The 10,518-nt window shown below is 67.7% G+C and carries 11 protein-coding genes; 6 read left to right on the forward strand and 5 right to left on the reverse strand.

Annotation, left to right across the window (positions count from 1 at the left end):
• Window positions 1-59 precede the first annotated feature (59 nt).
• A complete protein-coding gene (locus ACSMFO_RS38660) occupies window positions 60-1,019 on the forward strand; it encodes a LysR family transcriptional regulator (RefSeq protein WP_436462354.1) in 960 nt (319 codons plus the stop codon).
• Here the strand turns inward: ACSMFO_RS38660 and ACSMFO_RS38665 are convergent.
• Entirely contained in the window at window positions 955-1,560 is a 606-nt protein-coding gene (locus tag ACSMFO_RS38665; RefSeq protein WP_436462355.1) for a TetR/AcrR family transcriptional regulator, read from the reverse strand. The genes ACSMFO_RS38660 and ACSMFO_RS38665 overlap by 65 nt on opposite strands.
• Window positions 1,561-1,618: 58 nt before the next feature.
• Between ACSMFO_RS38665 and ACSMFO_RS38670 the strand changes: the two genes are divergently transcribed.
• A complete protein-coding gene (locus tag ACSMFO_RS38670) occupies window positions 1,619-2,245 on the forward strand; it encodes a peroxiredoxin-like family protein (protein WP_436462356.1) in 627 nt (208 codons plus the stop codon).
• A gap of 64 nt (window positions 2,246-2,309) precedes the next feature.
• On the opposite strand, the gene leuA is transcribed toward ACSMFO_RS38670, so the two are convergent.
• Window positions 2,310-4,067, reverse strand: a complete 1,758-nt coding sequence (gene leuA, locus ACSMFO_RS38675; protein ID WP_436462357.1) for a 2-isopropylmalate synthase — start codon at window positions 4,065-4,067, stop codon at window positions 2,310-2,312.
• A gap of 244 nt (window positions 4,068-4,311) precedes the next feature.
• Here leuA and ACSMFO_RS38680 point away from each other — a divergent pair, with 244 nt between their 5' ends.
• Genes ACSMFO_RS38680 through ACSMFO_RS38690 form a run of 3 tightly spaced genes read left to right on the forward strand, consistent with a single transcriptional unit; the run spans window position 4,312 to window position 7,135 of the window.
• Window positions 4,312-4,677, forward strand: coding sequence for a hypothetical protein (locus tag ACSMFO_RS38680; protein ID WP_436462358.1), 366 nt, complete (start codon window positions 4,312-4,314; stop codon window positions 4,675-4,677).
• Between the two features lie 23 nt (window positions 4,678-4,700).
• The gene (locus tag ACSMFO_RS38685) at window positions 4,701-5,294 is read left to right on the forward strand and encodes a chemotaxis protein CheB (protein ID WP_038521143.1); all 594 of its coding nucleotides are present in this window, start codon (window positions 4,701-4,703) and stop codon (window positions 5,292-5,294) included.
• 50 nt (window positions 5,295-5,344) lie between these two features.
• Complete coding sequence (locus ACSMFO_RS38690) at window positions 5,345-7,135, forward strand: CheR family methyltransferase (RefSeq protein WP_436462365.1); 1,791 nt, start codon at window positions 5,345-5,347, stop codon at window positions 7,133-7,135.
• Here the strand turns inward: ACSMFO_RS38690 and ACSMFO_RS38695 are convergent.
• Window positions 7,068-7,859, reverse strand: a complete 792-nt coding sequence (locus ACSMFO_RS38695) for an ANTAR domain-containing protein (protein WP_436462359.1) — start codon at window positions 7,857-7,859, stop codon at window positions 7,068-7,070. The genes ACSMFO_RS38690 and ACSMFO_RS38695 overlap by 68 nt on opposite strands.
• A gap of 119 nt (window positions 7,860-7,978) precedes the next feature.
• On the opposite strand from ACSMFO_RS38695, the gene ACSMFO_RS38700 reads away from it, so the two are divergent.
• Complete coding sequence (locus ACSMFO_RS38700) at window positions 7,979-8,851, forward strand: ANTAR domain-containing protein (RefSeq protein ID WP_436462360.1); 873 nt, start codon at window positions 7,979-7,981, stop codon at window positions 8,849-8,851.
• On the opposite strand, the gene ACSMFO_RS38705 is transcribed toward ACSMFO_RS38700, so the two are convergent.
• Together ACSMFO_RS38705 and ACSMFO_RS38710 are read right to left on the reverse strand one after the other, a co-directional pair.
• Complete coding sequence (locus ACSMFO_RS38705; protein WP_241832770.1) at window positions 8,844-9,437, reverse strand: hypothetical protein; 594 nt, start codon at window positions 9,435-9,437, stop codon at window positions 8,844-8,846. The genes ACSMFO_RS38700 and ACSMFO_RS38705 overlap by 8 nt on opposite strands.
• Before the next feature lie 9 nt (window positions 9,438-9,446).
• A complete protein-coding gene (locus tag ACSMFO_RS38710) occupies window positions 9,447-10,286 on the reverse strand; it encodes a helix-turn-helix transcriptional regulator (RefSeq protein WP_436462361.1) in 840 nt (279 codons plus the stop codon).
• Window positions 10,287-10,518: the final 232 nt, after the last annotated feature.

Raw genomic sequence — 10,518 nt, forward strand, 5'->3', positions numbered from 1 at the left:
TAGGACCAGCGAGAATATTTGCAGCGATCGTTCAGTTCGGCTTCACATATGCTGGCGGTATGGACATCGGCCGGTTGCGGACCCTGCGGGAGTTCGCCGATCGCGGCAGCGTGACGGCGGCCGCGAAAGCGTTGCACTGCACGCCGTCCGCGGTCTCCCAGCAGCTTCGCGCCTTGCAGAGTGACGTCGGTCTCGCGCTGACGGAACCGGCCGGACGCGGCCTGCGGCTGACCGACGCGGGCCGCGCGCTGGTCGCCCGCGCGGACGACGTGCTCGCCGCACTGGAGCGGGCGGAGTCCGAATTGGACACTTACCGCAGCGCCCCGCGCGGCCGGGTCCGGGTGGCGATCTTCCAGTCCGCCGGGCTGATGCTGCTGCCTGGCCTGCTGCACCGGACGGCGGAATTCGACGGCCTGGACGTCATCGTGCGCGACGTCGACATGACCCCGCCGGAGGTCCCCGGCCTCGTCGCGGATTACGACATCGTGGTGGCGCACCGGGACGAGCACGCGCCGTCGCTCGGCTCGGACCGGCTGGAGACCCGGCATCTGCTGCGGGAGCCTCTCGACGTCGCGCTTCCTGCGGGGCACCGGCTCGCGAAGCGCCGCCGTATCGAACTCGCCGAACTGGCCGACGAACGCTGGATCAGCGTCAACGCCGGCTTCCCGGTGGACGACATCCTCCAGTCGCTGATCATCCGCACCGGGGTGCGGCCGCAGGTGGTCCAGCGCATCAACGACTTCCGGATCACCGAACGGCTCGTCGCCGCCGGGCACGGGATCGCGCTCCTTCCCCGGTACACAATGGACACTCGGCGCGGCAGCGGTCTGGTCTGCCGTCCGCTCGCCGGGATCAAGGCGGCCCGGCACGTGGAGGCGGTCTACCGGCTCGGCGCGTCTTCGCGACCCGCGGTGGCGAAGGTGCTCGACGCGCTCGCCGACGAGGTCGGCGCGCTCACAGGCGAGCGTGACTCTTCAGGTAGTCCAACGCGATCTCGAGCGCATCGGCGATCGGCGTGACGTCGTGGCGCAGGTGGGCCATCAGCAGGCCGCCCTGTACACAGGTCAGCGCGGCCTGCGCGAGCCTCGCCGGGTCGGCGCCTTCGACCAGTTTTCCCTGTTCTCGCAGCGATTCCAGACCGCGCTGGAGATGTGACTCCCATTCGCGGTAGGCCTTGTCCAGCAGCGGCGCCATCTTGGGGTCGTCGCCGAGTTCGCCGGTGAGGTTGCCCAGCGGGCAGGCGATCGGCCCCTTGGGCGTGGTCTGGATGGCCAGGATCTCCCTGGCCCACTGGTCGAAATCGGCCCAGTCGTGCAGCTCGAAGATGGTCGGCTGGTTGCCGAGGATGTTTTCGAGGAAGCGGGTGATGACCGCTTCGACGAGCTGATCCTTGTTCTTGAAGTAGTGGTACATCTGCGATTTCCCGGCCCCGCTCGCCGCGAGCACCTTGTCGACGCTCGTCCCGGCGACGCCGTGGACGTACATCAGCTCCGCCGCCGCGTCGACGATGGCGTCCCTCGTCATCCGCCCCTGCGGGGTCTTCGCCGGTTGACCACTCATGTACCGAATAGTACAGTCGGCTCCACTGTACCGATCAGTACAACAAAAGGAGCCGACCATGGGGGATCTCAACACCGAACTCGCCGAGCTGCGGGAGTCCGTCGCGAGCCACGTTCCGGCGGAGGTCGCCGAGGTGCTCAAGGCCGACCGTGCGACGTTCGTCGGGGTGGTCGCCGAGGCGGCCGCGAAACCGGGAACGCCGATGCCGGACCTCGCGCTGCCGGACGCCGGTGGCGATCGGGTGCGGGTCGCGGACGGGCCCGCGGTCGTGGTGTTCTATCGCGGCGCGTGGTGTCCGTACTGCAATCTGGCGTTGCGCACATATCAGCAGGAGCTTTTGCCGGAGCTGGAGAAGCTGGGGGTGAAGCTGGTCGCGGTCAGCCCGCAGCTGCCGGACGGCTCGCTGTCCACAAAGGACCTGGAGTTCGCCGTCCTGTCCGATGTGGACAACGAGCTCGGGCGGGCGCTCGGCATCACGTTCCGGCTGGCCCCGGAGACGAAACCGGCGTTCGACTCGCTCATCGGCGACGTCGAGAAGATCAACGGGGCGGCGGAATGGGAGCTGCCGTATCCGACCGTCCTGGTCGTGGACGGCGAAGGCGTCATCCGGTACATCGACGTGCACCCGGACTACACGACGCGCACCGACCCGGCGGACGTCCTGGCCGCGGTGAAAGGCCTGTAGAAGTACATGAAGGCCCCCTTCCTGTACCTGGGCGCAAGGAAGGGGGCCTTCATGTACTGAGGAACTACCGGTTCGCCCGGTTCACCGCCGACACGACGGCCCGCAGCGAAGCGGTCACGATCGACGGGTCGATCCCGATGCCCCAGTACACCCGGTCGGAGATCGCGCACTCGATGTACGACGCCGCCCGCGCGTCGTCGCCCGGCGAGAGCGTGTGCTCGCTGTAGTCCAGCAGCCGCAGGTCGAACCCGACGGTCGACAACGCGTCGAAGAACGCCGCGATCGGGCCGTTCCCGCGCCCGGTGACCTCGTGCTCGTCGCCCTCGACCCGCACGGTCGCGGTGATGTCGTACTCGCCGTCCCCGTTGTCCCGGACGTGCTGGCGCACCAGCTCCAGCGGCGTCTTCAGCTCCAGGTACTCGGCCGAGAACGCGTTCCACATCGTGGCCGGGTCGACCTCGCCGCCCTCGGTGTCGGTGTGGCGCTGGACGACCTTCGAGAACTCGATCTGCAGGCGCCGCGGCAGGTCGAGCTGGTGCTCGGCCTTCATGATGTAGGCGACGCCGCCCTTGCCGGACTGCGAGTTCACCCGGATCACGGCCTCGTAGTTGCGGCCGATGTCCTTGGGGTCGATCGGCAGGTACGGGACCTCCCACGGGTGTTCGTCGACCGGCGTCCCGACCTTGTCGGCGGCGGCCTTCATCGCGTCGAGGCCCTTGTTGATCGCGTCCTGGTGGCTGCCGGAGAACGCGGTGAACACCAGGTCGCCCGCCCACGGGCTGCGTTCGTGCACCGGCAGCTGGTTGCAGTATTCGACGGTCCGCTTGATCTCGTCCATGTCGGAGAAGTCGATCTGCGGGTCGACGCCCTGGCTGTACAGGTTCATGCCCAGCGCGACCAGGTCGACGTTGCCGGTGCGCTCGCCGTTGCCGAACAGGCAGCCTTCGATCCGGTCCGCGCCGGCCTGGAAGCCCAGTTCGGCGGCGGCGATACCGGTGCCGCGGTCGTTGTGCGGGTGCAGCGACAGGATCACCGAGTCGCGGCGGTCCAGGTTGCGGTGCATCCACTCGATCGAGTCGGCGTAGACGTTCGGCGACGCCATCTCGACGGTCGCGGGCAGGTTCAGGATCACCGGCTTAGCGCGCGTCGGCTGCCAGATCTCCGTGATGGTGTTGCAGACCTCGAGCGCGTACGACAGCTCGGTGCCGGTGTAGGACTCCGGCGAGTACTGGAAGCGGAAGTCGGTGTCCGGCTGCTTCGCCGCGTAGTCGACGACCAGCTCAGCGGCCTGCGAAGCGATCTTCGTGATGCCGATGCGCTCTTCGCGGAATACGACGCGACGCTGCAGGATCGAGGTCGAGTTGTAGATGTGGACGATCGCGCGCGGCGCGCCTTCGAGCGCCTTGAAGGTGCGCTCGATCAGCTCCGGGCGGCATTGGGTCAGCACCTGGATGCTGACGTCGTCCGGGATGGCGCCCTCGTCGATGATCTCGCGGACGAAGTCGAAGTCCGTCTGCGACGCCGCCGGGAAGCCGACCTCGATCTCCTTGTAGCCCATGCGGACCAGCAGGTCGAAGAACTTGCGCTTGCGCGCGGGCGACATCGGGTCGATCAGGGCCTGGTTGCCGTCACGCAGGTCGACGGCGCACCACAGCGGCGCGCGCTCGATGCGCTTGTCCGGCCAGGTGCGGTCGGGCAGGGCGATGTCCTCGACCAGGTCGTACCAGGGGCGATAGCGGTGTACGGGCATCGAAGTGCCGCGCTGGGTGTTCCACGAAGCCTGCTCGGAAGGCGCAGGACGGGTGGGCTTGCGAATGCTCATGAGGGGACGGTTCTCCTGAAGAATCGGGTGCGACGACCGGCACCACGAAGCCCCGCGACGGGGAGCCGGTCCGATCAGGCCCCGTCGCGGCAGCGAAGCAGGAGAGCTCGAGCCACGACGCCACCTTAACCGCGCGATCTCCCGAAGGGAAACCCGGGCCGCGATCGAACCGTGACCACAGTGGCGCCCATTCGGGTTACTCACGGGTAGCAATCGGACCAGGCGGCGTGCCACACTGCCCGGCATGGGCGAGCACGCTGAAGAGAAGGAAACCGCTGATCAGGCGACCAGGCGCAAGGTCGACTGGCGAGCGGGCGGCAGCCGCGCGGCCGGCGTCCTGGCGAGCGTCGTCCGCTGGGCCGGCTTGATCTTCGCGGCCATCCTGGTGCTGCACGTCGTCTTCGTGATCGGCGAGGCGAACCCGGACAACGGCATCGTGTCCTTCGTCCGCGGCTGGGCCGACGGGTTGCTGCTGGGCTTCAAGGATCTCTTCATGCCCGAAGACGCCAAGCTGCGCGTACTGGTCAACTACGGCATCGCCGCGATCTTCTGGATGGTCGTCACCGGGATCCTCGCGAAGATCATCCGGCGTGTGGGCGGTTCCGCTTAGTCTCGGAGCATTACGCTCGGAAGATGTTCGCGCGGGCGGTGCCCTACGAGATCGTCGCGATCGGGGCTTCGGCGGGCGGAGTCAAGGCACTCCTCACGGTGCTCAAGGCCTTGCCCGTGGACTTCCCGGTGCCCGTGGTCATCGTCCAGCACCTCGATCCCCACCACGACACGGTGCTCGCCGAGCTTCTCGACCGGCGGTCGCTGTTGCGGGTCAAGCTGGCCGAGGACGGCGACGTGGCCGAGCCCGGTACCGCCTACATCGCCCCGCCGGACCGCCATCTCCTGGTCGGGTCCGGCGGGGCACTCCGGCTGTCGACGCGGGACAAGGTGAGATTCGTCCGCCCGTCGGCCGATCTGCTCTTCGAATCCGTCGCGGTGGCCTGCGGTGCCGCGGCACTGGTCTGCGTGCTCACCGGGACCGGTTCCGACGGCTCGGCGGGCGCGAGGGCGGTCTCGTCGCGTGGCGGTACCGTGGTCGCCGAAGATCCGAGTACCGCGGAATTCAAAGGCATGCCACAGGCCGTGCTGAACGCCGTGGCGGTCGATCTGACGCTGCCGCTGGAGGGGATCGCGGCCGCGCTGGTGGCCCTGATCGAAGGAACGAGATCGCTGTGATCGTGCATGCCGGTGGGTCCGACGACGAGCAAGAGCTGGAATCGCTGCTGATGTTCATCAACGATTCCCGCGGATTCGATTTCACCGGGTACAAGCGGACGTCGCTCGGCCGCCGGATCCGTAAGCGGATGCAGACGGTGAACTTCGAGAAGTACGCGGATTACCGGGATTTCCTGGAAAGCAACGCCGACGAGTTCCAGGAACTCTTCAACACGATTCTGATCAACGTCACCGGTTTCTTCCGCGACCCGGCGGCGTGGGAGTACCTGCGGACGGCCGTCGTCCCCGGCTTGATCGCCAAGGCCGACCCGGACCAGGACATCCGCATCTGGAGCGCCGGGTGTTCGAGCGGCGAGGAGGCCTACACTCTCGCGATCATCTTCGCCGAACACCTCGGGATCGAGGCCTGCACCAAACGGGTCAAGATCTACGGCACCGATGTCGACGAGGAAGCCCTGCGCGAGGCCAGGGCCGGCGTGTACTCCCTCAAGACGCTGGAAAAACTCCCCGACGAGGTGAAGGCGAAGTACTTCGAACCGAACGGCGCCCTGTTCGCCTTCCGCCGCGACCTCCGCCGCCGGGTGATCTTCGGCAGGCACGACATCACCCGCGACGCCCCGATCTCGCGGGTCGATCTGCTCGTCTGCCGCAACACTCTGATGTATTTCAACGTCGAAGCGCAGACGAAGATCATCGAGCGGTTCCATTTCGCGCTCAACGAAGGCGGTCACCTTTTCCTCGGCAAGGCCGAGATGCTGCTCGCCGACGGATCGCGGTTCGAGGTCACCGACATGCGCAACCGGGTGTTCCGGATCCAAGCCGGTGTGGGGGCGGCGAAGCCGGCGCGGTACGACCTCTTGCCCGCTTCCGAGGCCGGAAGGATCAATCGGCGTCAAGTGGTCGAGTTGGCCTTGGCGTCCTCACCCGATTCGGTGCTGGTCATCGACCGTGACGGCACGGTCGCGTTGATCAACGGCGCGGCGAGGCTGCAGTTCGGGCTTTCCCCGGACAAGGTGGGCACGTTGTTCGGGGAGCTGGAGATCTCCTCTCGGCCGATCGACCTCGGGTCCATGGTCGACAGAGCCCACAGCGAGCGACGGAGTGTCCGGGTCAACGCCGTGCGATGGGACAAGAACGACGGTGAGGCACGGTATTTCGACGTCATCGTGAAGCCACTGCTCACCAGTGACGGCGAGGACCTCGGCGTCGCGATCACCCTCATCGACACCACCGAGGCCACCCGGCTCCAGCAGGAGGTCAAACGGGTGCAAGAGGACCTCGCCACGGCCTACGCGGAACTCCAATCGACCAACGCGGAATTGGAGACCGTGAACGAGGAACTCCAGTCGAGCATCGAGGAACTCGAGACGACGAACGAGGAACTCCAGTCCACCAACGAGGAACTCGAGACCACCAACGAGGAACTCCAGTCGGGCAACGAAGAACTCGAGACGATGAACGAGGAGCTGCGGATCCGCACCGCCGAGCTGGACGAGGCACGCACCTTCCTCGAAGGGGTGCTGTCCAGTGTCGCCGCCGGAGTGGTCGTGCTCGACAGCGATCTTCTGGTGCGCAGCTGGAACCGCGGCGCCGAGGACCTGTGGGGGATGCGCGCCGACGAGGTCTACCGGACGGATTTCTTCACGCTCGACTTCGGCCTGCCGACGGACGGGCTCCGCGACATGGTCGAGATCTGCAACGAGACCGGCCACCGCGCGCTCCCGGTCGAGACCGACGCGGTCGACCGGAAGGGCAGGCCCTTCGCCGCCTCCGTCAGTTGTTCGCCGCTGGGCGGGCCCGGAAGTGGCGTCGTGCTGCTGATGGAGAAGCGGCGGGAGTGAGGTCGTCGCCATGGGGGACCAGGTCGGCGACCGTCAGGCGGCGGCTCATCAGCCGTTCGGACAGGTCGCCGATCCGCATGTTGTGACTGCGGGCGTACCGCCGCAGCACCCGGAACGCGCCCTCCGCGCTGACTTCCAGCCGGGCGGACAGCAATCCCTTGGCCTGTTCGATGATCACCCGGCTCGACAGCGCGCCCTGCAGTTGCCGTGAGGTCGTGGTCAGCCCGTCGATCGTCCGGTGGTTGAGCATGGCGATCGTCGCGACGTCGGCGAGCGCGCTCGCGATGCTCAGCTCGGTCGGCGGCAGCGGCGTCGTCTCCGTGGTCAGGATCGTCACCGAGCCGAGCGCGTCTTCGCGGCGGCAGAAGGGGAACGCGTGCACCGACCGGTAGCCGAGGGAAAGCGCGGCGGGAGCGAATCTGCTCCAGCGTGACGTCGCTTCGTCGAGGAGCACGTTGACGACCGGCTCCCCGCTCGCCTCGCTCTCGACGCCCGGCCCTTCTTCGGCGAACAGTTCGCCGAGCGGTGGTGCCTCGACTCTTTCGTCGGTGTCCACCACGACGTGGCGGTCGCCGGAGGCGGTCAGATGCACCGACGACGAAGCGATCAGCTGGGTGTATCGATCCGCCACGCAGAGCCAGTAATTCGCCGGATCCAACGCGGGGACGAGAGTGTCCGCCAGCTCCACCAACGTGTCGGCGACCCATTTTTCGCGATTCCGCATCAAAAATCGGCCTTCCTTGGGGGCAGCCAACGCTAGTCCTCTCGCCGCGGTCACGGAAGCCGCCCCACTCAGCCATCCGGGTCACATCCGCGGGGCGGTCGCGGGCGTACTCTCGCCTCATGTGGGACGGCACCGGTGGCCGGTACGACCAGTCGGCCCTGCGGGAACTGGTCGAGGCCGAACGAGGGCGTGCGGATCGCGCCGCGGAGGTGGCCTTACGGCACGAAATCCTCATGGAAACGGCCGTCGAAACCATGCGACCGTTCCATCGGAGGATGGCGCGGCTCCATCGCGCCACCGAAGGCAGGCACCGGGCGGCGGCCGATCTGCACGCGGGCTACGTCGCCGCGGTGAAGGACTGGGCCGCCGGGCGGGCGGACGTCCCGCCGGCGTTCCTGGCCGCGGTCGCCGAGAACGCCGGCGTCCGGAGCCTCGCGGTGACCTTGTTCAGCGGCCCCGGGACCGCGGCCGTCGTCGTGTCCGATCCCGTCGCCGCCAGGGCGAACGACCTGGAGTGCGTCTTCGGCGAAGGGCCCTCCCGGGAAATGCCCGGCGTTTGCGCCGAGCGGGAACTGTCGAGCCGGTGGCCCCGGTTCGGGCCCGCCGCGAAGGAACTCGGGGTCCGGGCGGTGGTGTCGGCCCGGCTCGGGCTGCGGGAAGCGCCGCTGGGCACCCTCACCGCGTATCGGCCCGAACCCGAACCGGACGCCGAAATCGCCCGTTCGACGGAACTGGTGGCCGACGCGCTCACCGCCACCGCGTTGCATCCGGACACCCGGCTCGACGCGGAAGACGGGCTCCCCGTCCATCCGTTGTTCGGTGACCTGGACCTCGAGATCGTGGTGCACCATGCCACGGGGATGGTCATGGCCACGCAGGATTGCACCGCTTCGGACGCGCTCGCCCTCATACACGCGCGTGCCTACGCCCTGGACGAAAGCGTCATCGAAGTCGCCAGGACGATCGTGAACCGGACGTCGACGCTCAGCTGACACCGAGCCTTTCGTACGCCTCGACGGCGGCTTTCGGGTCGTCCGCCTGGAATTTCACGACGCGGACGGTCTCGGTCGCCCCGAGCGGCCGGGTCACGGTGATCGGCTCACGCAATTCGGCGACCAGGTTCGTCTCGTAGAAGTTGTCGTGACGTAGCCAGGTTTCGTCGCGAAACGCCTTCGCCTTGGCGGGATCGTGGCTTTCCTTCAGGTGCCGCAGGGCGACGATGTTCTCCCTCGGGATCCGCACGTCGTAGAACGAGCTGTAGCGCACTCGCACCTCGCGCGACGAGATCACGTGCGGCCGGACGACGGTGCCGGCGTAGACCCCGAACACCAGCAGTGCCGAGTACACGCCGAGGACGAGCAGCAGGATGTCGACGACGAGACCGAAGTCGATCAGCCAGAAGAGACCGGCTTCGAAGGCGCTCACCACGGCCAAGACGATGAAGATCGGCTTGCCGCCCGAGCCGTACGGCACCGCGACGGCGTCCCCGTCGATGCCGTCCTTCCGGCGGCCGAGATACAGCCAGAGTCCGGCCATCGTGCGTGACTCGTTGCGGATCAACGCGCGAACTGCCCCCATAACCCCAGGTTAGCGATCGAACCGGGTCAGGATCTTCACCGCGTCGGCGGATGCCGGGTCCTTCGGGGTGTAGATCTCCAGCCGGTGGTCGGGGCTGTCGGGCTGGAGCCACACCTGATAGTCGATGCCGAGCGCGCCGACCGTCGGATGCCGCAACCACATGGCGCCGACCGTGCAGTCGGCGACGTCACCGGTCGCCCAGAGCGTCGCGAACTCGTCGCTGCGCATGGTCAGCTCGCCGATGAGCGCGGCCAGCCGGGCGTCGGTCGGATGGCGACCGGCGGTCAACCGCAGATAGGCGACGTGGACGCGGGCGAGCTCGGCCCAGTTGTCGAACAGGTCCCTGGTGAGCGGGTCGAGGAAGAACATCCGCGGCACGGACGGCCGCCGCGCGGGATCCGACGGCGAGCCGAAGTCGAGGTGTTCGGCGGTGAGCACGTGGCCTGCCCGGTTCCACGCGAGGACGTCGCCGCGCCTGCCGAGCACGACGGCGGGCACGGTCTCGCCGAGGTTCTCCAGCAGCGCGAGCACCCGGGGATGTGGTTCTTCCGGGCCGGGATCGGACAGCTTCGGGAGCGAGGAACGCCGCGCGAGGTTATGCAGGTGCGCGGTCTCGACGTCGTCGAGCCGCAGTGCGCGGGCAAGCGCGTCGAGTACCTGCTGTGACGCGGTCTCGGCCAGTCCTTGTTCCAGCCGCGTGTAGTACCCGGCGCTCACCCCGGCGAGCTGGGCGAGCTCCTCGCGACGCAGTCCGGGCACGCGGCGCGAGGTGCCGTAGGTGCGCAGGCCGATCTCGGCGGGGGTCACCCGGTCACGACGGCTTTTGAGGTACACGCCGAGGCTTTCCATGATTCCGAGCCTAAGTACTTGGCCCGCCGCGTGGGTGTACCCGCGAGGTGTACCCATGGCCCGGTTGGCCTTCTCCTCAACGGTTTGCCGCATGTCTCCATCGGGGCGGGTTGGGCAGCTGAGGTACATGAAGGCCCCCTTCCTGTACCTAGGTGTACTGCCCCGGGAGGTTGTGAACGGGGAGACACGTAGTCAGATGATCTTGGAATGAGGGAGGGCCTCCGGGTTCGGT

Source organism: Amycolatopsis sp. w19, from assembly GCF_051373225.1.
Lineage (GTDB): Bacteria > Actinomycetota > Actinomycetes > Mycobacteriales > Pseudonocardiaceae > Amycolatopsis > Amycolatopsis japonica.